The organism is Dactylosporangium sucinum, assembly GCF_014647515.1.
Taxonomy (GTDB): Bacteria; Actinomycetota; Actinomycetes; order Mycobacteriales; family Micromonosporaceae; genus Dactylosporangium; species Dactylosporangium sucinum.
This window is the reverse complement of sequence record NZ_BMPI01000003.1, coordinates 279,373-302,786: the sequence shown is the minus strand read 5'-3', so window position 1 is coordinate 302,786 and position 23,414 is coordinate 279,373. Positions and strand designations below refer to the sequence as shown.

Below are 23,414 nucleotides of genomic sequence, written 5' to 3'. Positions count from 1 at the left end.
GGGGGCATGGAGGGAAGCAGCCGCACCGCGGAGCACGTCGCGCTGTTCCGGGCCCTCGAGACCCGCCGCCGCAACGGGCGGCTCTTCGCCGATCCGCTCGCGGAGCGCATGCTGCCCTGGCGGTACCGTGCTTTCGCCGTCCTGTCGCGCCTGCCGGCCGTGCATCGGGGCCTGGTGCGGTATCTCGACGGACGCTGGCCCGGCGGTCCGCGCGCCTCGGCGGTGGTGCGGACCCGCCTCATCGACGACCACGTGACCGACGCGGTCGCGGCCGGGGCCGCGCAGCTGGTCCTGCTGGGCGCCGGCTTCGACAACCGGGCGTACCGGCTGCCGCTCGACGTCCGCCGCTTCGAGGTCGACCATCCCGCCACCCAGGCGACCAAGCGCCGCCGGGTCCCGCCCCGCCTGGTCGCGGCCAACGCGGTCCGGTTCGTGCCGGCCGACCTGGCCCGCGACGACCTGGCCACGGCGCTGCGCGGCGGCGGCTTCGACCCGGCCCGCCCGGCGGTCGTAGTCTGGGAGGGCGTCACGAACTACCTGACGGCGACGGCCGTCGACGCCACCCTGCGCGCCCTGGCCGGCCTGCTGGCCCCCGGCAGCCGCCTGGTGTTCACGTATGTCGATCGCGCCGTGCTCGACGGCACCGCCGCCCACGCGGGCGCCGACGGCTGGCGGCGGGCCGTCGGGCGGTACGGGGAGCCGTGGACGTTCGGCCTCGACCCCGCCGAACTCGCGGCGTACCTCGCCGAGCGGGGCCTGTCGCTGCGCGACGACCGCTCGACCCGCGACGCCGCCGAGCGGTACCTCGCGCCGCTGGGCCGCGACGAGCCGACGGCCGCCTTCTACCGGGTCGCGGTCGCGGAGGTGCGCGGTGCCGAAGGTCGATGACGCGCACCTGGCCGCGCGGCGCCGCCAGATCCTCGACGCGGCCGCGGCCTGCTTCGCGCGCGAGGGCTTCCACCGCACGTCGGTGCAGGACATCGTCCGCGAGTCGGGGGTGAGCGCGGGCCTCGTCTACCGGTACTTCAGCGGCAAGGAGGACATGATCGCGGCCATCGTCGCCGAGTGGCAGGAGCGCCGCCTGGCCCGCCTGGGCGACGATCCCATCGCCGGGTACCTCGACGTGCTCCGCTCGGTCGCCGACCCGGCCAACCGCGCCGAGCAGCGCCTGGGCGTCCAGGTCTGGGCCGAGTCGATCCGCTCGGAGCGCATCCGCGCCCAGGCCCGCGAGGGCGTCGACGCGCCCCGCCGCCTGGCCGAGGAGGCCGGCCTCCCGGACGCCCTGGCGCGCGTGCTGATCGCGGTCTGGCAGGGCCTCGTCCTGCAGACCCTCTGGGACGAGGACCTGGACATCGAGTCGTACCTCCAGGTCGTCGAACACCTGCTGCGGCCCGTCACCCAGACCCCGGCCACGGACGACTAGCGGAAGTCGCGCCGCCGCCGTCTCGCGGCAGTCGCGCCGCCGCCGTCTCGCGCGGCTCGCGGCCCGTGTCCGAAGTTGACCTTGGTGACTTTCGGTCGCCAGGGCAGCGGAAATCCACCAAGGTCAACCGGGCGGAGTCCGGGCACCGGGCCACCGGGCCCGGGGCGAGCCGGGCCCGGGGCGAGCCGGGCCCGGGGCGAGCCTGGGGTGGGGCGAGCCGGGCCCGGGGCGAGCCTGGGGTGGGGCGAGCCGGGGGTGGGCGAGCCGGCGGTGGGCGGATACACGTCGGCCCGCGTCGTGGCGGACGCGGGCCGGCGTGGCGAAAGGGAGTCGCTGTCTAGGTCACGGGGACTCGCCGAGAGTCACCGTGAGGGTCTGCTGGGCGCTGTCGCGCTGGACCACGACCTTCAGCTGGTCGCCCACCTTGGCCGCCTGGACGGCGTTGATGAGGTCGGTCGCGTCGTCGATGGTCGTCGTGCCGATCTTGACCACCAGGTCGCCGTTCTTGAGGCCGGCCTTGTCGGCCGGGCCGCCGGCCACGACGCCGCCGATCAGGGCGCCGCCGGCGCCGTCGGTGAGCTGGACGCCCAGGTAGGGGTGGCTGACCTTGCCGCCCTTGGCCAGCTGGTCCGCGGCCGAGCGGGCGCGGTTGGCCGAGATCGCGAAGCCTACGCCGATGTTGCCGCTGTTCTCCCCCGCGGTGGCGATGGCGGTGTTGATGCCGACCACCTCGCCGGCCAGGTTGACCAGGGCGCCGCCGGAGTTGCCCGGGTTGATCGCGGCGTCGGTCTGGATGGCGTCGGCGATCGACTTGGCGCCCTGCTCGCCCGAGCTGATAGTCCGGTGCAGCGCGCTCACGATGCCCGCCGTGACCGAGCCCTGCAGGCCGAGGGGGCTGCCCACGGCCAGCACGGTGTCGCCGACGCGCAGGGCGTCGCTGTCGCCGAACTTGGCCGCGGTCAGGCCGGAGACGTTCTGGGCCTTGATCACGGCGATGTCGCCCGCCGGGTCGGTGCCGACCACCGTGGCCTGGGCCGTCCTGCCGTTGCTGAAGGTCACCGTGAGCTGGCGGGCGCCCTGCACGACGTGGTTGTTGGTGATGATCTGGCCGTCGGCCGTCATGATGACGCCGGAGCCCTCGGCCTCGCCGGTGCTGATGTCGACGACGCTCGGCAGGACCTTCTCGGCAACCCCGCCGACCGAGGACCGGTCGAGGTTGGGGGCCGGGTTGTTGTTGACGACCGTGCTGGTGCCGGCCCGGTCGCCGGCGAGCTCGGTGGCGACGACACCGCCGCCGACCGCCGACACCAGGGACAGCGCGAGCGCGGCCGCGACGATCGCGGCGATCCGGCCGGCCCGCGAGGGGCGCCGCTGCGGATACCCCGGCTGGCCCGGCGCCCCGGGCGGCGGGACCTGGCCGAACTGGCCGGTCGGCCCGAGCGGGCCACCCGGCCCGAACTGCCCCGGATGCCCGAACTGCCCGGTGTTGCCGAGCGGACCCGGCTGGCCCAGCGGCCCGGCGGTGACCGGCTGCCCGACCGGGCCCGGGGTGACCGGCTGGCCGAGCGGGCCGGACGTCACCGGATGACCGAAGACGTTCGTCGCGGGGCCGCCGACCGGCGGTGTGCCGAGGCCGACCCGGCCCGTCTGGTAGGCCGGCGGGTGCGGCGCGTGGGTGCCGGCGCCGGCCAGCGTCGCGGTCCCGCCGGGGCCGGTCGTCGCCTGCGGCACGGTGGGCCAGGTCCCGGTCCCGCCGGGCCCGGTCGTCGCCTGCGGCGGGATCGCCGGGAACTGCGCGGTGCGGCCGTTGGTGTGACCGGCCGGCGCCGCCCACGGCACCCCGGACGCCGGAATCCCGGACGCCGGAACGCCCGAGGCCGGAATCCCGGAAGCCGGGACGCTGCCGGCGGGACCGCCACCACCGGAGATCGGCGCAGCCGGCCCGGCCGGGAACGCGTCGGCCCAGACCGGAGCGGCAGCCGGCGAGGCCGGAGCGGCAGCGGGCGAGGCCGGAGCGGCAGCGGGCGAGGCCGGAGCGGCAGCGGGCGAGGCCGGAGCGGCAGCCGGCACGGTCGGAGACTCCGCCGGAGAGGCCGGCGCGGCAGCCGGCGGCGGGCCGGCGGACGGCTCGGACGAGTGCGGAGAGGTCGCGCCAGGGGCGGTCAACGGCTCGGGCCGCGACGGCTGGGGCGATGGGGAGTCGGTCTCCCCTGCGGTGGACGGCGCGGCCCCCGGCGCGCTCCACTGGCGGTCCTGGTCACTCATGGTGTTTACCTTGCACACCGCACCTCCGCCGAAACTGGGTTCTGCCTGGGAGATAGCCGAGAGCCGCGAAACCCCCAAACGGCCCGAGGCCGGCACGAACCGGCCTCGGGACAACAGCGGCAAACAGCGTCACGGCGTCCAGTCGGGCCGCAACGGGTACGACGACACGCCGTCCCGCGTCGTCTTCGTCGCCACGATCTGGTGCAGCTGGATCTCGTTGCGCTCGAACGCGAGCCGCGACCCGGCCATGTACAAGCCCCACACCCGCGCCGTACCCAGGCCGACCTCGTCGACACACGCGTCCCAGTGCTCGACCAGGTTGCGGTTCCAGCCGGCCAGCGTCAGCGCATAGTGCAGCCGCAGGTTCTCCTCATGTTGTACCTCGAACGCCCCGTCGTGCACCGCGCTCACCAGCCGGCCGGGTGAGGCGAGCTCCCCGTCGGGGAACACGTACCGGTCGATGAAGGCGCCCGGCTTGTGGGACGCGCGGTTGTCGGCGCGGGTGATGCAGTGGTTCAGCAGCCGCCCGCCCGGCTTGAGCCGGTCGCGCAGCGCCCCGAAGTACCGCGGATAGTTCCGCACCCCGATGTGCTCGGTGAGGCCGATCGAGCTGATCGCGTCGAACTGTTCCAGGGGCGCGTCACGGTAGTCGAGGTAGCGCACCTCCGCCAGGTGGCCGAGGCCCTCGCGCTCGATCGCGGCCTGCGCCCACGCCGCCTGCTCGCGGGAGAGGGTGACGCCGAGGGCGCGCACGCCGTACTCCCGGGCGGCGTGGCGGACCATCCCGCCCCAGCCGCAGCCGACGTCGAGCAGCCGGTCGCCGGCCTTGAGGGCGAGCTTGCCGGCGACCAGGTCGTACTTGTTGGCCTGGGCCTGCTCCAGGGTGTCCGACGGCGAGTGGAACACCGCGCAGGTGTAGGTCATGGACGGGCCGAGGACCTTCTCGTAGAAGGCGTTCGACACGTCGTAGTGGTGGTGGATCGCCTCGGCGTCGCGGCCGCGGCCGTGGCGCAGGCCCTGCAGCGTGCGCCGCCAGGCCGGGACCGCCTCCTGGGGCGGTGGCGGCGGCGGGCGCAGCCGCTCCCAGCCGAGCCCGCGGGCCAGCCGCAGCGCCTCGCCGGCGCCGGGCATCCGCAGGTGGACGCCGGTCGCGATGGCGCGCAGCACCTCGTACGGGTCGCCGGCGTGCACGCCGCGGACCTCGAGGTCGCCGGTCACGTAGGCGCGGGCCATGCCCAGGTCGCCGGGGGCGGAGAGCAGGTACGACAGGCCGCGCTCCGAGGCGATGTGCAGCTCGATCGGCGAGTCGGACGGGCCGACCGCGCTGTCGTCGTAGGCGGTGATCCGCACGGCGGGCTCGCCGGTGGTGACGGCGCGGACGATGTCCGCGACCTTCGGCACCGGCGGTCGCCGGCTGAGGAGGCCACCCGGTGCGGTGGAGTCGGTGCGTGGTCGGTTCGTGATGGTCATCGTCGCCCCACAACCTTGTCGTAGAGGTCGGTCAGTCGGTGGTCGGGGTCGTAGCGGTCCTTGGCGGCGCGGTACGCGGGACCGCCGTAGAGCCGGTCGAAGGTCTCCCGGTCGTAGTAGGCGTCGGAGTAGAGGGACTTGTGGCCGCCCAGCTCGAACACCCGCTGTTCAACGGCGCGGTTGACGTCGCCGTCACGGGCCCCGGGCGCGATCGGGACGGTGCCCCAGAAGCCGACGTTCACGTAGGGGGTGCCGGCGTGCATCGGGTACAGCGGCCACTCGCGCTCGCGCAGCCGCAGCGGGCAGACCCACAGCGGCGCCATCGGCACGTTGGCCGCGAACCAGCGCAGGAACTCGGCGGTGCGGTCCAGGGGAAGCTCGACGTCCTGCACGACCCGCTCGCGGTCGGGCCGGCCGAGCCGGCGCTCGATCCGGGCGGCGACGCCGTAGCGGTTCTCGAACCGCACGATGCGGTGGTAGACGTCGCTGCGGCGGTACCGCCTGGGCCAGACCCGGCGCACGGCCGGGTGCTGGGCGCCGAACGCGGCCGAGCACCAGAACCAGTCGGTGTCCCAGCGCCACAGGTAGTCGTGGGCGGTGAGCCCGTCGGTCGCCTTCGAGCGCAGCGACCGGTAGTAGACGTCCTGGCCGGTGTAGTCGCTGGCCGGGCCGTCGGCGCCGAAGCGGCCGAGCACGAGGTACGACTCGCCGGGGCGGAAGACGACGCCGTCCATGACGTCGACCGGCTGGCCGGCGAACTCACCCGTGCGCATCACCTCGCCGACCGCGTCGAGCAGCTCGTCCAGGTCGTCGAAGCGCAGGTTGCGCAGCAGCACCCGGGGGCCGATCGGCTGCAGCTCGATGCGCAGCCGGGTCGCGTAGCCGAGGCTGCCGAGCGAGTTGGGGAACGCCGCGAACAGCTCGGCGTGCTCGTTGTCGGCCCGCGCGGTCACCAGTTCGCCGGCGCCGGTCATGATGTCGAGCTCCGACACCGACTCGTGCGGCAGGCCGTGCCTCCACGACGTCGCCTCGATCCCGAGACCGGTGACGGCGCCCCCGAGCGTGATCGTGCGCAGCTGCGGCACGACCAGCGGCATCAGCCCGTGCGGCAGGGTCGCGTCGACCAGGTCCTCGTACGTGCACATGCCCTGGACCTCGGCGGTGCGGGTCACCGGGTCGACCTCGACGACCCCGTCGAGGCCGCTGACGTCGAGCCCGGCGTAGCCGGCGGCGGCGCGGGGCCGGAACAGGTTCGACGTCTTCTTGGCCAGGCGGACGGTGTCGCCCGGCGGGATCCTGGCGTACGAGGCGCGCAGGGTATCGACGGCGTGCCGATGCTGGGCCCAGCCCTGCAGAGCCATTCGACCACCTCCTTTCCGTAATGCATCGAATCAGAAAGTGGAGGCATGCCTCAGGCCAAACTTGCACAGTTGGCAAACTTGCGCCAACGCGGGGTGACCCAAGTCACGAGGCCGCATTACCCAACCGGCGCTCCAGATACCGGCGTTCGGCGTCATTGCCCACGAGGTCGAGGGCCTCGCGGTACGCCTCGGCGGCCTCGACCCGGCGGCCGAGCCGGCGCAGCAGGTCGGCGCGGGTGGCCGGCAGGAGGTGATAGCCGGCGAGCTCGCCACCCGCCGCGATCGCGTCGACGAGGGCGAGGCCGGCCGCCGGACCGTCGGCCATGGCCACGGCCACCGCCCGGTTGAGCTCGACGACGGGCCCGGGCGTGAAGCGGGCGAGCTCGCCGTACAACAGGATGATCTGCCGCCAGTCGGTCTCCGCGGCGACCGGGGCGGTGGCGTGGCAGGCGGCGATGGCGGCCTGCACCTGGTAGCGGCCGGGCTGCCGGCGGCGCAGCGCGTGCTCGAGGACGGCCACGCCCTCGTCGATCATCGCCCGGTCCCAGCGGCCGCGGTCCTGCTCCTCCAGCGTCACGATGTCGCCGGCCGCGTCGACCCGGCCCTCGCGGCGGCCCTCGTGCAGCAGCATCAGCGCGAGCAGGCCGTGGGCCTCGGGCTCGTCGGGCATGAGCGCGGTGAGCACCCGGGCCAGCCGGATCGCCTCGCCGCTGAGTCCGGCGCGCAGCAGCTCGGCGCCGGACGTGGCCGCGTAGCCCTCGTTGAACAGCAGGTACAGCACGGCGAGCACGGCGCCGAGCCGCTCCGGCAGCAGGTGCGCGGGCGGCACGCGGAACGGGATGGCCGCCCTCCGGATCTTGTTCTTGGCCCGCACCAGCCGCTGCGCCATGGTCGGCTCCGACACCAGGAACGCCCGCGCGATCTCGGCCGTGCTCAGGCCGGCCAGGCTGCGCAGGGTGAGCGCCACGCGGGCGTCCAGGGCGAGGGCCGGGTGACAACACGTGAACATGAGCCGCAGGCGATCGTCCGGGACCGCGGGATCATCGTCCTCGGCCGGCTCGGACGGCGGCGTCCGGGACTCCTCCACGGCGACCTCCCGCAGCTTCTGCGCCTCGACGGCGCCCCGGCGCAGCCGGTCGAGCGCCCGGTTGCGCGCGGTCGTGGTGAGCCAGGCGCCCGGCCGCCGCGGCACGCCGTCGGCCGGCCAGCGCGCGAGGGCCTGGGCGAAGGCGTCCTGGGCGCACTCCTCGGCGAGGTCCCAGTCGCCGGTGAGCCGGATCAGCGTCGCCACGATCCGGCCCCACTCGTCGGCGTAGACGCGGGCGACGGCGTCGCGCACCTCCTCGGGGCTGGTCACGCGTCCTCCGCTTCGCTCCGAACGGTCACGGTTCCCAGAAGGGGCGGACCTCGATGAGCCCGCTGCGGGCCACCGGGTGCTGGGCGGCGACCTCGATCGCCTCCTCGAACGACTCGCACTCGATGATGTCGAAGCCGGCCATCTGCTCGCGGGTCTCGGCGAACGGCCCGTCGGTGAGCACCACGTCACCGTTGCGCACACGCACGGTGGTGGCCTCGGCCGGCGGCACGACCCGGTTGCCGAGCACGCGCACGCCGCGCTCGTCCATCTCCTTGACCCAGCGCAGCACGTCGTCGCCGGTGGGCTCGTCGGTGACCGGGCCGTCCTCGACGGCGATCAGCAGCAGGAATCGCATGACGTCTCCTCCTTCGCGGGGATGGTTCCGTCACGACGACGAACGGCTCAGCCGATCCTCGACACCCCCGGCGGAGGAGATTCCCCGTTGATCTCCCACCCGGTCTCGCGCCACGCGAGCCGGCCGTCGGGTCCCGCGCCGACGAGCCGTCCCTCGTAGCCGGCGAGGACCGTGCGCCCTCCCGCGTTCCCGAGATTTTCCCACGGTTCGGCGCCCGGTGATGTCCCCGCGAAGGGCCGGCGCACCCGGATCGTGCCGCCCGGGCCGGCCCCGGTGAGCAGGCCACTGACCGCCGCGAGGGTGCCGACGCCGCCGCCGTCACCGACCGTGACCCAGCCGTCCGCCTCCGCGATCAGCGCGCACCACAGGCGGTCGTCGGCGGTGACGGCGAACAGGCGGCCGTCGGCCACGGCCAGGGCCCGCGTGCCCGCCGGCGCCGCGCCGATCGGCTCCCAGCCGGCGGGCTCGCGCACCGGCGGGCGGTGCACCAGCCGGCCGCGGGCGGTCACCCCGTACAGGCCGACGGGCCGGCCGGACACCGCCTCGCGCGGCGCGGCCAGGCACACCGGCGGGTCGTCGACGACGCCCGCCTCCACCGGGCGCCAGGGGACGTTCTGGCCGCTCGCGCGGCGCACCAGCAGTACACCTGCCGCATCGATGGCCCAGAAGGCGTGCTCGCAGGCGGTCAGCGCGACCAGGTCGGGCGCCGGGCCGATCACCTCCCACGGCGGCGGGCCCGGCGGCGCCATCAGCCGGTCGAGCACGTTGCGGGTGATCCGGTCGGCCACCGGATCGCCGAGCGCCGCGCCCCAGTTGACGGTGGCCGCGGTGAACACCGTGCCGGCCCCGCGGCGGAAGACGCCCATGGTCGCGTGGCCGCCCTGGCCGTACCGCCGCCAGTGCCGCAGGTCGGCGGTGGCGAGGACGACGAACGAGGGCGGCGTGCCGTCGCCGCCGGTGACGACCGGGACGCCCCCGTCCTCCGCGAACAGCGCGGCGTCGGTCTCGTAGCCGATGGCGCCGAGCGCAAAACGATCGCCGTCGCGCAGGCCGGTGCCGGCGAAGACCCAGTGCGCGGCGAAGCGGGCGGTGTACTCGGTCTCCTTCATGACGTCCATGTACCCGCCCCACGCGCCGGCGCCGTTGCGGTAGCTCACGCCGGTCATCGCGTTCTCCGGCCGGTGGACCGGGGCGGCCGACCACTCGACCGTCGCGCGGGCCGGGTCGGTCGCCGCGAGCGGGTCGCGGACGGCGTCGCGGTAGCAGACCATCGTGCGGCCGCCGTCCTCGAAGCGGGCCTGCCAGTAGGCGGTGTTCGCGGCGAAGCAGGCGAGGTTGCCGCCGGCGTCGGTGAAGGCCTCGACGGCGTCGCGCATCTCCTTCGACCAGTACTCGTCGTGGCCGTTGACGACGAGCAGCCGGTAGCCCGCCAGGAGTCGCGGGCCGTCGCGGTGCAGGTCGAGGCCGGAGCAGAAGTCGGCCCGGTAGCCGGACGTGCGCAGCCAGCGCAGCAGGCCCTCTTCCCAGCGCTCCGGTGGCGGGCCGATGCCGGGGCGGTCGAACGAGACGCGGTCGGCGCGGCCGGGCTCCTCGAAGTAGTAGAGGCTCTCGCCGGGCACGCCGGAGCGGTGGTAGGCGAGCCAGGTGGGGAACGGCACCGAGACCAGGATCGGCGCGGTGGGGGTGCGCGCCCTGACCACGAACCAGACCTCGTCGCCCGCGAGCTCGGCGCGGTACAGCGAGCTCGGCCAGTCGTCCGGAACGACGAGATCCCAGCCGGGGGCCTCCGCCCGGCTGGTGTGGACGACCCGGTCGTCGGTGGCGTCGTGCACGCTGACCGGCGAGTCCTCGGTCAGCGTGAACCGCAGGGTGCCGCCGGGCTCGCAGGAGGTGGCGTCGGCGTAGGCGGGCACGGTCAGGCGGCGCTGTCAGGCGGACTGCAGCGCCTCGGCGACGAGCAGCGCCTCGATGCCGCGCAGGTGCGCCTCGACCGCGGTCTCCGGGAACACGCTGACGTCGGCGTACAGGGTCAGGTCGAGCACCCGCGGGACCGCGTTGACGTGCAGGAAGTACCGGGCGCCGTAGTGCTCGACGGGTTCCCAGCGCAGGGTGGTCGCGCCGAGCGCCGCCGCGATGCCGGCGGTCGCCGGGCCGGGCTCGGTCTGCGCGTCGAAGCGGCGGTCGTTGAACGAGCACGACAGGTCGACGTCGCTGTCCGCCAGCAGCTTGTCGAGGTCCTCCGGGTCGTACTGGGCGTGCAGGTACGCCTGCATCGACGCCTGCGCCGTCCGGCGGATCACGGTGGGCAGGCCGGCGTCGCCGACCTCGACGACGCACAGCCCGTCCTGCGACGCCGGGCCGACCGAGCCGGCCAGCCCGGGACGGAACCGGTTGCTGACGATGACCTGCAGGACCGCCTCCCGGGCCGCGGTCTGCCGGGCCAGCTGGAGCGCGGCCGCCGCGAGGATGACCGTGGATCCGGACACCGCTTCGCGTTCGGCGAGTGCGCTGACGGCCAGGTCGCCGGCCGGCGAGCTGAGCGTGGCGCTGGTGAACCGCGGCGAGGCGCCGGTCTCGTGGAAGCGCCGCTTGGGCACGGCACCCAGGTGTCGCTCCCAGTACCGCAGCGCCTTGGCGCTCTGCCGCCGCCCCTGTGCCGACGCCTGGTGGACGGCCAGGTCGTACGGCTGCCGGTCGGGCGGCTCCTGGCTGGGCGTCCCGGCGAGCCCGGCGAGGACGTCCCCGACGAGGGTGTCGAGCCCGCCCCGGTCGGTGACCAGGTGGCAGATGACGAAGACGGCGTGCGTGACGACGCCGCCGGCGCGGACCATCCCGACGCGCAGCGGCCACTCGTTCGCGTAGTCGAACGCCGGGGCGGTGAGCCGGTGCTGGAGCTCGCGGGCCTCCTGCGCGGCCCGGTGGGGGGCGGCGTCCACCAGGTGCGCCTCGATGACGCCCTCCCGGGCGACGACCTGCCGGCCGTCGCGGACGTTGGTGCGCAGCGACTCGTGGCGGGCCATGACGTGCGCGACGGTCCCGGTGACCCGCTCGACCGGCACGCGCGTGGCGACGCCCTCGTCCTCGACGGCGGTGACCCAGCTCATGTTGAGGCTCGCGTCGTCGGGCACGAGCCGCTGGATCGCCCGCCAGATCGCCGTCTGTCCCCAGCTGAGCTGGCACTCCCCGCCGCGCCCACCGGCGAACCGGACGGCGATCCGTTCCGTCATCGCACCCCGGTTTCCGTGCAGTCGTCAGGTTCCGGCAGCGCCATTGCATCGGCCGTGCTCGACGCCTGTCAATACGTTGCCAACCCGACCATTCCCGACCACGCCGTTCACTCGCCGCAGGCGAGCCCGCCCACCGCCCACCCGCGGCACCGTGGGGCCATGACGGTGAAGGATCTGGCGACCCTCACGCCGAGCGGGTACCCGGCGGTCTCCCTGCTGATGCCGACCCATCGCACGCCGCCGGAGAACCAGCAGGATCCGATCCGCCTGCGCAACCTGGTGGCCGAGGCGAAGCGGCGGCTGGAGACCGACGCCGCGGTGCCGAAGCCGGTGGCCGCCCAGGTGTACCAGGAGATCGCCGACGCCGCCGAGCAGCTCGACCTGCGGCAGGTCGGCGACGGGCTGGCGCTGTTCGCCTCCCCCGGCCAGGTCCACGTCCGCCTCCTCGACACGCCCGTCCACGAGCGGGTCGTCGTCGCCGACACCTACGAGGTGCGGGACGTCGTCGCCGACGCGGCCCGCCGGCACCGGTACTGGGCGCTGGTCCTGTCCGAGCAGCCGACCAGGCTGTGGAGCGGCGACGGGCCCGACCTCGTCGAGGTGCGCTCGCACGGGTTCCCGTTCACGCACGAGGGGCCCGGCGGGACGGTCGGCCTGCCCCGCGACTACGGGCAGAACCCGAGCGCGATCCGCGACGAGCGGCACCGGCAGTTCTTCCGGGACATCGCCTCCGGGCTCGCCGACGTCGACGCCCTCGACGCGCGGCCGGTGTTCGTGCTCGGCGTCGAGCGGTACCTCGCCTTCTTCGCCGACGAGTGGGGCCGGCCGATCGCCGGGACCGTGCCGGGCAACTACGACCACGCCGGGCCGCACGAGGTGTACAAGCTGCTCGCGCCGCAGCTCGCCGCGTACACGAACATGCGGCAGGTGGCCGCCCTGGAGGCGCTCGACGTGGCGCGCGGCGCGAACCGGTTCGCGGCCGGGCTGGCCGAGGTGTGGAGCCTGGCCCAGCAGGGGCGCGGCGCCCACCTGCTGGTCGAGGAGGGGTACCACAGCCCGGCCTGGGTGCACGGCGACCACCTGCACCCGCCGGACCAGGAGCCGCGGCACGACGCGACGGCCGGCTCGGCCACCCTGATCGACGACGCGGTCGACGACATCGTGGAGGCGGTCGCGCGCAACGGCGGCGAGGTGACGTTCGTCGGCGACGACAGCCTCAGCGCGGACGGCCGGATCGCGCTGATCGTCCGCTACTGACAGGTCGCCAGGCCGGCCCGCACCTTCGTGGCCACGACCCGGGTCGCGCTCTGCGCCACCCGGTCGGCGAACGCCGGGTCGGCCTTCGCCGTCGCCAGCAGCGCGTCCGTCATCGGGCCGGCGTCGGACAGGCGCACCGTGAGCGCCACGTCACCGCCGGCCCGCACGAACCGGACCGCGCGCTGGGCCAGCGGCACACCGGAGACGGCCTTCGCCGCACCGAGGTCGTCGGAGAGCACCATGCCCTGGTAGCCCAGCTGGTCCCGGAGCAGGCCGGTGACGATCTTCTCGGAGAACGCGGCGACCGGCGCGTCGGGGTCGAGCTTCGGGTACGCCGCCGACGACATCATCACGGCCGCCGACCCGGCCGCGATCCCGGAGCGGAACGGCTCCAGCGCGGGATCGTCGGCGGTGGTGAGGTCGTCGCGCGCGCCCGTCGACGTGTCGGTGTTCACCCGGACGCGGCCGAGGCCGGGGAAGTGCTTGAGCGTGGTGAGCACCCCGGCGCCCTGCGCGGCGGTGACGACGGTGGCCACGTCCTCAGCGACGGGCCCGGGCGCCGACCCGTACTGACGCTGGAACTTGCCGATGGGCGGGTTCGCGGTGCCGATCTCGGCCGGCACCACGTCCGCCACCGGCGCGAGGTCGAGCGTCACGCCGATGTCCTTCAGCCGGCTCGCCCACTCCCCCGTGTCCGCGGCGAGGGTACGTTGGTCCAGCTTGCCCTGGTTGACGGCGGTGGGGATGGCCGGGAAGTCGGGCCCCTTGAGCGTCTGGACCTGCCCGCCCTCCTGGTCGACGGCCACGTGGAGCCGCACCTTGCCGGCGGCGGCCTGCAGCCGGCTGACGGCCTGCCGCAGCGTGGCCGCGTCGGCGGTGCTGCGCCCGGCGAGGAAGATGCCGCCCAGGTGGTACTTCTGGACCGCCCCGATCGCATCCCCCGGCGACCCGACGGGTGTGCCGATCATGAGCAGCTGCCCGACCCGCTCCTCGAGGGACATGCCCTGGACGATGGTGGCGGCGCAGTCGGCGGTGGAGCTCGGGCTGGGCGCGGGCAGCTCGGCGGTGGCTCCGGGGGGCGCGGGGTGGCGCGGTGGCGCCTCGTTGCCCCGCGTGACGGCGTAGGCGATGCCTACCCCGGCGACCAGCACCACGACCGCTGCGGCCGCTGTCCATCCCATGCGCACGTCCTCAGCCTTCCACGGCCGCGCCCGGACCGCAGGTCACCTTTCCGACGCCCCGGTGTGGCGTGCGCCTCGCCGGCCTGGCCTGCACAGACGCCGATCGATCCACCCTCGTTTCGATCGTCGTTCGCGAGGGTAGATCGACCGGCGTCGGCGCGCGGGGCGAGCGGCTACAGGCGGAGTTCGGCCACGAAGCCGCGGGCCGCGTCCGCGTCCGCTCGACGGTCGGCGAAGTTGGTGATGAAGGCGTGCTGGAAGCAGGCTCCCAGCAGCAGGGCGGCCACCGCCACCAGGTCGGCGTCGGGGCTCACCCGGCCCAGAGCCTGCTCGGCCCGCAGGTAGTCGGCCAGCGCGTCGTTCGCGCGGTGCGGGCCGAGGTTCTGGGCCCGCAACTGCTCGCGGTGCGCCGCCAGGATGGCCGGGTCGGAGAAGATCGACACGAACATCGGGAAGCCGTCGCGGTAGAAGCCGATGGCCACGGTTGCCAGCTCGGTCAGTATCTCGCGCAGGTCGCCCTTGCCGGCGCGGGCCGGGAGGGTCTGCAGCAGCGGGATGAACTGCGGGCCGCGCTCGTGGAGGACGGCCACCATCAGGTCGACCTTGTCGCGGAAATGCTTGTACAGGGTCGCCTCGGAGAAGCCGGCCGCCCTGGCGATCTCCCGCGTCGTGGCGTTGGCCAGGCCGTGGGTGCGCAGCACCTTGGCCGCGGCGTCCAGGATCACGTCCCGCGTCGACACCTCGCGGCCCTCCATGTCTTGACAGCATGCGTTGCTCCGCGACACATTGTAGGGGTTAGTAAGTGCTCACTCACCACCCGGGCGGGCCGGCACTGCCGAGCGAAGACGTCGGTCGATCCACCCTCGCGGAGCAAGATCAAAACGAGGGTTGATCGGCCGACGCCGAACGAGGAAGCGAGCCCGGGACGACGGCGGGACAGGGGACGATCGACATGAAGCTGACCGTGTTCGGCGCCACGGGCGGGATCGGGCGCCAGCTCATCAAGCAAGGCCTCGCGGCCGGCCACGAGGTGACCGCCGTCGCGCGGCGGGACCCGGGCGACCTCGGCTGCGAGGTCGTCGTCGCAGCGCTCACAGACCACGACGCGGTCGCCGGCGCGGTCGCGGGGTGCGACGCGGTGCTGTCCGCGCTCGGCCCGCGCGGCACCGGCCCGACGACCGTGCAGGCCGACGGAGCGCGGGCGGAGGTCGCGGCCATGCTGGCCACCGGGGTGCGGCGGATCGTCAGCGTCGACGCGGCCGGCCGGGTCACCGACGCCGGCGACGGCCCGATCACCCGCGCGGTCGCCAAGCCGCTGCTGCAGCGCGTGCTGCGGCACGGGTTCGCCGACCTCGCCGAGGCGGAGCGGGTGCTGCGGGCGAGCGGTCTCGACTGGACGCTCGTCGCGCCGCCGCGGCTCACCGACGGCGGGCACCGTCCATATCGGACCGTCGTCGACCGCAACGTCCGGGGTGGACGGACGCTCTCGCGGGCCGACGTCGCGCACGCGATCCTGCGCGCGGTGGGCGATCCGGCCACGATCCACCGCCGGGTCAACATCGCCTACTAAGGCCTGTTGCATAGCTGGGCCCGCCGCAGCCCGGCCCCAGCTATGCAACAGGCCTTAGCGACGCGTAACGCGGCCCGGGTCCGTCGGGCGCGGACCCGGGCCGGACGGACACGGCCGCCCCAAGGAGGAAGAGCGGCCGCGTGCGTCACCGCATGCCCGGGAAGTCCCTCGTCAACCCGGGCACTCCCGGCGCGGTCAGCTCATGACACCCAGGCTGCCGAAGTCCACCATCCCGTAGTACTGGCTGATGAACACGTTCGTCAGGCGCGGGTTACGGACGTTGAGCGCCTTGTCGTAGGTGAAGGGCACGAGCACCGACTCGTCCATGACGATCTTGTTGATCTGGTTCCAGAGTTCGGCCGTCTTGGCCTGGTCGGTCTCGGCCTGCGCCTTGTCGATGAGGCTGTTGACCTCGGCGTTGTTCAGCTCGGGGTAGTTGTTGTTGCCGCTGGGCAGGATCAGGCGCCCGTCGACGAGCACCTTCAGGAAGCCGGACGCGGTCGGATAGTCGGCGCCCCATCCGGCCATCATCAGGCCGTAGCCCTTGGCCTGGGTGTTCGACGGCGAGCCGATGGTCGAGCGGAAGTACAGCGACGCGTCACTCGGGTCGAGGCGGGCCGTGATGCCGACCGCGGCCAGCGACTGCTGCAGCGCCTCGGCCGTCTTCGGCTCCTTGCCGGAGTTGCGGGTCGCCAGGACCGTCTCGAAGCCCTCCGGCTTGCCGCACAGCTTCAGCTCTTCCTTGGCCTTGTCCAGCTGCGGCTTGCCCGACTTGGTGTTCAGCGGGTCGAGCTTCGGGTCGTGGCCGGCGATGTTCGGCGGCAGCATGTTCGTGGCGATGTCGCCGCCGGCGTCCGGGCCGCCGCGGGCGGTCTGCATGGCGACCTTGTCGGTGGCGTACACGACGGCGTTGCGGCAGTGGACGTTGTCGAACGGCGCGACCTTGGTGTTGATGGCGAAGTACCGGATGAAGCCGGTGACCGGCGCGTCCGCGTTCTTCTTCACGTCGGGGTTGAGCAGCACCTTGGCCTGCGAGCCCTGCTGGACGCCGGTCTGCGCGATGTCGAGGTCGACCTGCCCAGAGATGAGCTGGTTGTCGATCTCCTCGACCGCGGTACCGAGGACGACCTCGATCTGGTCGGGCAGCGCCTTGCGCACCGAGTCGGTCTTCTGGTCCCACTGGTCGTTGCGGACCAGGATCGCCTTCTTGCCCTCCTCGTAGGACTGGAACTTGTAGGGACCCGACGACACCGGGTGCGAGCCGTACCGGTCGCCGGTGTCCTTGTCCTTCGGCACCGGGCCGGCGCCGGGCATCGCGAGCAGGAACGGGAAGTCGCTGAGCGGCGCCGCGAGGGTGAACACGATGGTCTTGTCGTCGGGCGTCTGCACCGACTTCAGGCCGAGCTTGTTCGGGTCCGCGTCCTTGTACGGGCCGGGGTACTTCTGGCCCTGGTCGAGGGCGTCGATGAGGTACGTCGGGCCGCCGGAGAGCACGTCCTGGGCGAAGACCCGCTCGACGCCGTACTTGACGTCCTTCGACGTGATCGGCGAGCCGTCCTCGAACTTCAGGTTGTCCTTCAGCGTGAACGTGTACTTCTTGCCGCCGTCCTCGACCTTCGGCATCTCGGTGGCCATGTCGGGGACGAGCTTCAGGCCGTCCTCACCCGGCTTGGCCTCGTTCGTCAGCAGCGTGCGGACGTAGTATCCCTTCATGAAGTTCCACACCTTCGCGTAGTACGCGCGCGCCGGGTCGTACGAGTCGGGGTCGTCGTGGTCGGTGAGCTTGAGCGTCCCGCCCTTCTTGTCGGACGGGTTGAGCACGGCGGTCAGCGCGGCGTTGAAGCCGCCTTTCTGACCGTCGGACTTGCTGGTATTGTCGGTGCTCGAGCCACCCCCGCAGGCAGACAGCACAAGGGCCGCAGCGACCGTGCCGGCCACCAGCGCACCTGATCTTCTATTCACGTGTAGGACCTTTCAGGACGCCGCGGTTGGGTTGCCGCGGACGGATTTCGGGCACGCGGGCAGCACGAATCAGCCGACGTCTACTGTGGACCCTCCAGTGTGGACAGGGCGCGGGCATGCACCGCCCCCACCACAGGGATCGCCGAAACGCCGACGGAGCCGGTGGTGTAGCTGCGTCGCGAGTCAACGGCGATGTGCGTCGCCGTTCACTGTGCAAAGACCACGGGCACGGGGAGGCGGTTGCACTCCCGGATGCATTGCTACATCACGGATTGGTCACCGAGCGCCTGAGCAGCGCGATGTTCTCGGCCTCGTCCGGATCCGGGGCGGGCACGTCGAGGAAGGCCTGCAGCACCTCGACGGCGACGTCGGGCGCGAGCCGCTTGAGGCTCATCGCGAGGACGTTCGCGTCGTTCCACAGCCGGGCGCCGCGGGCGATCCACGGGTCCCAGGCGACGGCGGCGAGCACGCCGGGCACCTTGTTCGCGGCGATCGCCGTGCCGGTGCCGGTCCAGCACATCACGACGCCGAGGTCGGCGGCCCCGTCGACGACCGCGCGGCCGACGCGCTCGCCGAGTCCCGGCCACGGCACGCCCTCGGCCCGCACGTCGAGCACCTCGTGCCCGCCGGACACGAGGTGCTCGACCACCGCTCTGGTGGTCTCGTTCTCGTCGTCAGCCGCGAACGCGATGCGCATGCTGCGAAGGTAGCAGTCTCGGTGCCCGGAGACGCTGCGTCAGCCCGACACACAGCAGTACCGCCAGAGCCGCCGCCATCGCGGGCACCGGCACGTGCTCGTGCAGCAGCAGCGCCGACCAGGCGAGGGTGAGCACCGGCTGGGCCAGCTGGAGCTGCCCGGTGCGCGCGACCCCGCCGCGCGCGAGCCCGGCGTACCAGGCGAAGAACCCGAGGAACATCGACACCACGGTCAGGTAGCCGAACGCGGTCCAGGCGGCCGGCGACGCGTGCGGCGGGTGGCGCAGGGTCACCGCGGTCACGGCGGCGGTGACCGGCAGGGACAGCACGAGCGCCCAGCAGATGGTCCGCGCGCCGCCGAGCTCGCGGGCCAGCGCGCCGCCCTCGGCGTAGCCGAGCCCGCACAGCGTGACCGCCACGAGCAGGAAGAGGTCGGACGGGCCGGCCGCGCCGCTGACCGCGCCGCCGGCGACCAGGAAGGTCAGCACCGCCACCAGCCCGGCCCCGCCGGCCAGCCAGAACGCGGGCGACGGGCGCTCGCCGGCGCGCAGGACGGCGAACCCGGCGGTGATGGCGGGCAGCAGCGCGACGACGACGGCACCGTGCGCGGCGGTGCGGTCCTGCAGCGCGAGGGAGGTGAAGAGCGGGAAGCCGACGACGACGCCGAGCGCGACGACGGCGAGGCGGCGCCACTGGTGCCGGGTGGGGCGCGGGGCCCGCGAGACCGCGAGGTACCCCAGCGCGAGCAGCCCGGCGCCGAGCGCCCGCCCGAAGGCGACGAACCAGGCGTCGAGGTGCTCGACCGCGATCCGGGTCGCCGGCAGGGACATGCTGAACGCCAGCACCCCGAGCAGGCCCGTTATCGCGATGGCTGGAGTAGCGTTATCCTTCTCTCTCATGAATGACGATAACGCAGCCGATCGCGTTATCCAAGATCTCCGTGCGCTGGCCCTGCGGGCGCCGGCGGGGACGCGGCTGCCGACGGTGCGCGAGCTGACCGCCCGGCATCAGGCGTCGCCGGTGACGGTGGCGCGGGCGCTGCGCCATCTGGCGGCGGAGGGCGTGGTGGACGCGCAGCCGGGGCGGGGGACGTTCGTCGCGGCCCGGTCCGGGGAGTCCGGCACCGCCGACCTGTCGTGGCAGGCGATCGCGCTCGGACCCCGCCCCGCCGGCGAGGACGCGATGCAGGCGCTGCTCGCCGTGCCGCGGCCGGGCATGGTCCCGCTCTCCAGCGGCTATCTCGACGCCGGCCTGCAGCCCGCGGCCGCCCTGGGCGCGGCGCTGGCCCGGGCGGCCCGCCACCCGGCGGCCTGGCAGCGCGGCCCGGTCGAGGGCCGCGAGGACCTGCGGGCCTGGTTCGCCCGCACGGCCGGGGGCGCGCTGCGGGCCGACGACCTGGTGCTCTGCCCGGGCGGCCAGGCGGCGCTGTCGACCGCGTTCCGCGCCCTGGTCGCGCCGGGTGACCCGGTGCTGGTGGAGGCTCCGACGTACCTCGGGGCGCTCGCCGCCGCCCGCGCCGCCGGCCTGCGGGTGGTGCCGGTCCCGTCGGACGCCGACGGCGTGCGCCCCGACCTGCTGGCGGCGGCGTTCCGGCGCAGCGGCGCGCGCCTGTTCTACTGCCAGCCGCTCTACGCCAACCCGCACGGGGCGGTGCTGTCCGCCGCCCGCCGCGGGGCGGTCATGGAGGCGGTGCGCGCGGCCGGCGCGTTCCTGCTCGAGGACGACTACGCCCGCGACCTGGCGATCGACGGCGACCCGCCCCCGCCGCTGGTCGCCGACGACCCGGACGGCCACGTCGTGTACCTGCGCTCGCTGACCAAGCCGGCCGCTCCCGGCCTGCGGCTGGCCGCGATCGGCGCCCGGGGCGCGGCCGGCGCCCGGCTGCGCTCGGCGCGCGTGCTCGACGACTTCTTCGTGTCCGGCCCGCTGCAGCAGGCCGCGCTCGACTTCGTGACGTCCCCGGCCTGGCCCCGCCACCTGCGCTCGCTGCGCCTGGCCCTGCGCACCCGCCGCACCGCGCTGCTGGGCGCGCTGCGGCGGTTCCTGCCGGACCTGCTGCCCGCGCACGTGCCGCCGGGTGGCCTGCACGTCTGGGCCCCGCTCCCCCACGGCCTGGACGACGTGGCGCTGACGACGGCGGCCGCGGCGGAGCAGGTGGTGGTGTTCCCGGGCCGCCCCTGGTACGCGGCCGAGCCCGACGGTGCGTACCTGCGGCTGACCTACGCCGCGGCCGCCCCGGACGAGCTGGAGGAGGGCGTCCGCCGCCTCGCGCGGGCCGTGGCCACGCTGTGCCCCTGACCCGGACACGCGAACGGCCGCCGGGGAGTCGCCCGGCGGCCGCCCTCTGTGCGTCGTGCTACGGGTTGATGGTGAGCGTGAACGTGCTGGTGGTGTTGCGGATGTTCTCGGCGTTGTTCGAGAACGTCAGGTTGTTGAACGTCGCCGAGCCGACCGCCGGGCCCTGACCGGGCTCGGGCAGTTCGTTGACCCAGATGCCGATGCCGCTCTTCGCGTTGAACGCGTCACCGCTGCGCTGCGCGCCGCTGATGGTGATGTTCGTGAAGATGGTGTCGGTCACCGGGTTCTCCGGGGACGAACCGGTGTACTTCGTCTGGAACATGATGCCGGAGTAGGTCGGGTCGACGATGTCCACGTCGGACACCCGGATCCCGCGGAACTCCTTCGAGGCCGAGAAGCACCAGATCGCGCCGAACGCCTGAGCACCCCAGAAGTGGCCGCCCGCTCGCACGAGGGACACGTTCTGGATCGTCGTCGGGGTCGAGCCGGGGCCGAAGCCGACGAACGGGTAGCCGAAGTTCAGCGAGCTGATCGTGATGCCCGAGTACGTCAGCATGTCCGCGATGTACAGGTTGCGGAACGTGTTGTTGTACCCGCCGTAGACCGCGAGGCCCGCCGCGCGCCAGGTGAGCGTCGCGGACAGGTTCTCCCAGAGGTTGTCGTGGTTGCCCACCGAGCCGCCGCCGTCGGTCGCCGAGAACAGCGCGAACGCGTCGTCGCCGTTGGAGCGGGCATCGATGTTGTTGAGGTGGGTGTTGGTGGTGTCGTTGGTGAAGTTGATGCCGTCAGCCCACGTGTTGCGGATGCGGCTGTTGGTGATCGTGATGTTGTTGTTCTTGACGCCCCAGTACATGCAGACCGTGTGCTCGACCCAGACGTTGTCGATCGTCAGGTTCTGCACGTTCGACAGCTCGCCCCACACCTTGCCGGGACCGTCGATGCGCTCGATGTAGTTGCCGAAGAACGACAGGTTCTTGAACGTCGAGCCGTTGGCCGAGGACTCGATGCGGAAGCCCGCGTCGGTGTTCTGCTGGCCCTGCGGCGTCTGGAACTTCGTGTACCACGGGCCGGCGCCGACGACCTGGATCGCCTTGCCGTAGATCTGGAACTTGTTGCCCGTCTCGTACGTGCCGGCCGGCAGGTAGACGCCGACGGCCGTGGCGCTCTGCCGGGCGGTGTCGAACGCGTTCTGCACGTCCTGCTGGGTGAAGCCGGCCGGGGTGATGTACGTGGCCGGGTTCGGGTTGGCGATCGGCGAGACCTGCTCGAGGTTGATGAAGTCGACCGCGAAGGTGCCGCTGTTGGCGGCGTCCTTCTGCAGCTTGATGGTGCTGCCGGCGTTCACCGTCGAGTCGAGCATGATGCTCGCCTCGTCGTAGATGTGCCGCGGACCCGCACCCGGCGAGTTCGTCGGGGACGCCTCGTTGCCGTACAGCCACGAGTACTTCGACGTGAGCGGGATCGCCTTGTGGAAGGCGCCGTTGACGTAGATGTTCAGCGTCGAGGTGGTGCCGTCCGGGATGGAGAACCGCACGACGAGCGTGTTGGTGTTCGCCCGCGTGGTCCACTGCACGTACTGCCCGTTGCCGTTCAGCGTGACGGCCTTGCGGCCGGACGCCTCGCCACCGAGGTCGCCGATGATCCGGTTCGGCCCGACGACCTGCGCGCCGCCGCCGATGGTGCCGTCCTCGGCCTCGTACATGTCGTACGGCATGTTCGCGCCGCGGCCGACGAACAGCGGAAGGTCGCTGGTGTTGTTGGCCTGCTTGACCGACAGCTCGTTGCCGTCCACGGCGATCACGGTGCGGACGGTGTACTTCCCGTTGGCCGCGGTCCACGTGCCGAGCGTGATCTGCGGCGAGCTGGCGCCCGCGGCGATCGCGCCGGTGTAGGAGCCGGTGAGCGTGGCCACCGTCGCGCCGGACGCGTTGCGCACGGTCAGCGTGACGCCGTGGGCGCCGCCGGCCGAGGCGATTGTGCCCTGGTTCAGGATGACGACCCGGAAGGTGACGGTGTTGCCGCCCGACGGGTTGTTCGGCGACCAGGACACCGGCGCGGCGACCAGGTCGGAGCTCTGCACCGGCGCGATCGTCAGCGACGTCGGGCTGGTGTAGCTGTTGTTGGCGTCGTTGGTCTCGATGACCGAGTTGTTCTCGTCGACCTTGGCGGTGAGCTGGTACGTCCCCGCCGTGCGCGGCCCGATGTTGGCCGTGACGGTCGTCTGGGCGCCGGCCGCGAGACCCGCGACGGCGGCGCTGCCGGCCAGGGTGGTGCCGAGGTAGAAGTTCACCGTCGTCGAGCCCGAGGCGGCCGTGCCGCTGTTGCGGACCGTCGCCGACAGGTTCACCGAGTCGGTCTCGACCGGCGACGCCGGCGACGAGCTGATCGAGGTGACCTGGAGGTCGGGGTTGGGCGCCGCGGTACCGAAGACCTGGAACTCCGCGACCTGGCCCGACGGCGCGCCGGTGTTCGACGTGAACCGCAGCTGCACGTCGGCGACGGTCGCGGTGACCGGGATGGTGACCGTGTTCTGCGAGGCCGGGTTGAACGTGTAGTTCGCCGCGCTCACCAGGTTCGAGGTGCCGCTGGCCGACTGCTCACGGCCGAGCACCTGGATGTTCTGCGTGCGGGTGCCCCACGCGCTGTCCGGGTTGAGCTTGATCACGACCGAGGTGACCGTGTGGTTCGCGCCGAGCTTCACGGTGAGCGTCGCCGGGAAGCCGGCCGCGCCCTCCCAGTAGGTCGTCACGTCGTTGTCGTTGGCGTTGGTCGGCACGAACGTGAAGACCGAGCCGCTCGCCTCGATCGGCTTGCCCGCCGCGACGTTGGTGCCGGCCGGCGGGTTGCTGCCGGTGCGGGTGACCGTGTTGCTGTTCGCCGACGTGTTGCCGGCGGCGTCGCGCGCCTGCACGTAGTACGACACCGTGGCCGTGTCCGGCTGGGTGTCGGTGTAGGTGAGCACGTTGCCGGCGACCGAGCCGCGCAGCGCGTT

The 23,414-nt window shown here is 73.3% G+C and carries 18 protein-coding genes; 5 read left to right on the top strand and 13 right to left on the bottom strand.

Annotated features, from left to right (window positions below; all coding sequences use genetic code 11):
- The first annotated feature begins 6 nt into the window (after positions 1–6).
- Together IEZ31_RS04040 and IEZ31_RS04035 are read left to right on the top strand one after the other, a co-directional pair.
- Entirely contained in the window at positions 7–888 is an 882-nt protein-coding gene (locus IEZ31_RS04040; RefSeq protein WP_190248318.1) for a class I SAM-dependent methyltransferase, read from the top strand.
- Complete coding sequence (locus tag IEZ31_RS04035; RefSeq protein WP_190248317.1) at positions 872–1,423, top strand: TetR/AcrR family transcriptional regulator; 552 nt, start codon at positions 872–874, stop codon at positions 1,421–1,423. Before IEZ31_RS04040 ends, IEZ31_RS04035 begins: the two co-directional genes overlap by 17 nt.
- 342 nt (positions 1,424–1,765) lie before the next feature.
- Here IEZ31_RS04035 and IEZ31_RS04030 read toward each other — a convergent pair whose 3' ends face one another.
- From IEZ31_RS04030 to IEZ31_RS04000, 7 genes are all read right to left on the bottom strand, one after another.
- Positions 1,766–3,262 carry a S1C family serine protease gene (locus IEZ31_RS04030; RefSeq protein ID WP_229834151.1) on the bottom strand — a complete coding sequence of 499 codons (1,497 nt, stop codon included), beginning with the start codon at positions 3,260–3,262 and terminating at the stop codon, positions 1,766–1,768.
- A 555-nt stretch (positions 3,263–3,817) separates the two neighbouring features.
- Positions 3,818–5,158, bottom strand: coding sequence for a class I SAM-dependent methyltransferase (locus tag IEZ31_RS04025; protein WP_190248315.1), 1,341 nt, complete (start codon positions 5,156–5,158; stop codon positions 3,818–3,820).
- The gene (locus tag IEZ31_RS04020; protein WP_190248314.1) at positions 5,155–6,519 is read right to left on the bottom strand and encodes an FAD-binding oxidoreductase; all 1,365 of its coding nucleotides are present in this window, start codon (positions 6,517–6,519) and stop codon (positions 5,155–5,157) included. The genes IEZ31_RS04025 and IEZ31_RS04020 overlap by 4 nt, the downstream gene beginning before the upstream one ends.
- Before the next feature lie 103 nt (positions 6,520–6,622).
- Positions 6,623–7,876, bottom strand: coding sequence for an RNA polymerase sigma factor (locus IEZ31_RS04015; protein WP_190248313.1), 1,254 nt, complete (start codon positions 7,874–7,876; stop codon positions 6,623–6,625).
- A gap of 25 nt (positions 7,877–7,901) precedes the next feature.
- On the bottom strand, positions 7,902–8,231 hold the full coding sequence (locus tag IEZ31_RS04010) for a YciI family protein (RefSeq protein ID WP_190248312.1): 330 nt from the start codon (positions 8,229–8,231) through the stop codon (positions 7,902–7,904).
- A gap of 47 nt (positions 8,232–8,278) precedes the next feature.
- The gene (locus tag IEZ31_RS04005) at positions 8,279–10,144 is read right to left on the bottom strand and encodes a N,N-dimethylformamidase beta subunit family domain-containing protein (protein ID WP_229834149.1); all 1,866 of its coding nucleotides are present in this window, start codon (positions 10,142–10,144) and stop codon (positions 8,279–8,281) included.
- 15 nt (positions 10,145–10,159) lie between these two features.
- Positions 10,160–11,458: a condensation domain-containing protein gene (locus IEZ31_RS04000; RefSeq protein ID WP_190248311.1), complete on the bottom strand. Its 1,299-nt coding sequence runs from the start codon at positions 11,456–11,458 to the stop codon at positions 10,160–10,162.
- A 159-nt stretch (positions 11,459–11,617) separates the two neighbouring features.
- Between IEZ31_RS04000 and IEZ31_RS03995 the strand changes: the two genes are divergently transcribed.
- Positions 11,618–12,715 carry an AOC03_06830 family ribosome hibernation factor gene (locus IEZ31_RS03995; protein WP_190248310.1) on the top strand — a complete coding sequence of 366 codons (1,098 nt, stop codon included), beginning with the start codon at positions 11,618–11,620 and terminating at the stop codon, positions 12,713–12,715.
- Here IEZ31_RS03995 and IEZ31_RS03990 read toward each other — a convergent pair.
- A complete protein-coding gene (locus IEZ31_RS03990) occupies positions 12,709–13,896 on the bottom strand; it encodes a glycoside hydrolase family 3 N-terminal domain-containing protein (RefSeq protein WP_229834147.1) in 1,188 nt (395 codons plus the stop codon). The genes IEZ31_RS03995 and IEZ31_RS03990 overlap by 7 nt on opposite strands.
- A gap of 173 nt (positions 13,897–14,069) precedes the next feature.
- On the bottom strand, positions 14,070–14,651 hold the full coding sequence (locus IEZ31_RS03985) for a TetR/AcrR family transcriptional regulator (protein WP_229834145.1): 582 nt from the start codon (positions 14,649–14,651) through the stop codon (positions 14,070–14,072).
- Between the two features lie 197 nt (positions 14,652–14,848).
- Here IEZ31_RS03985 and IEZ31_RS03980 point away from each other — a divergent pair, with 197 nt between their 5' ends.
- A complete protein-coding gene (locus IEZ31_RS03980; RefSeq protein ID WP_190248309.1) occupies positions 14,849–15,466 on the top strand; it encodes an NAD(P)-dependent oxidoreductase in 618 nt (205 codons plus the stop codon).
- 195 nt (positions 15,467–15,661) lie between these two features.
- Here IEZ31_RS03980 and IEZ31_RS03975 read toward each other — a convergent pair whose 3' ends face one another.
- The 3 genes from IEZ31_RS03975 to IEZ31_RS03965 all read right to left on the bottom strand — a co-directional run bounded on the left by IEZ31_RS03975 (position 15,662) and on the right by IEZ31_RS03965 (position 19,023).
- Positions 15,662–17,428 (bottom strand): ABC transporter substrate-binding protein, encoded by a 1,767-nt coding sequence (locus IEZ31_RS03975; protein WP_190248308.1) that lies wholly within the window; start codon positions 17,426–17,428, stop codon positions 15,662–15,664.
- A gap of 265 nt (positions 17,429–17,693) precedes the next feature.
- Complete coding sequence (locus IEZ31_RS03970; RefSeq protein ID WP_190248307.1) at positions 17,694–18,125, bottom strand: RpiB/LacA/LacB family sugar-phosphate isomerase; 432 nt, start codon at positions 18,123–18,125, stop codon at positions 17,694–17,696.
- Positions 18,103–19,023 (bottom strand): DMT family transporter, encoded by a 921-nt coding sequence (locus IEZ31_RS03965; protein WP_190248306.1) that lies wholly within the window; start codon positions 19,021–19,023, stop codon positions 18,103–18,105. Before IEZ31_RS03965 ends, IEZ31_RS03970 begins: the two co-directional genes overlap by 23 nt.
- Here IEZ31_RS03965 and IEZ31_RS03960 point away from each other — a divergent pair.
- Positions 19,022–20,422, top strand: a complete 1,401-nt coding sequence (locus IEZ31_RS03960; RefSeq protein ID WP_190248305.1) for an aminotransferase-like domain-containing protein — start codon at positions 19,022–19,024, stop codon at positions 20,420–20,422. The genes IEZ31_RS03965 and IEZ31_RS03960 overlap by 2 nt on opposite strands.
- A 58-nt stretch (positions 20,423–20,480) precedes the next feature.
- Here IEZ31_RS03960 and IEZ31_RS03955 read toward each other — a convergent pair.
- The coding region (locus tag IEZ31_RS03955) for a CARDB domain-containing protein (protein ID WP_229834143.1) at positions 20,481–23,414 on the bottom strand (2,934 nt) is incomplete at its 5' end.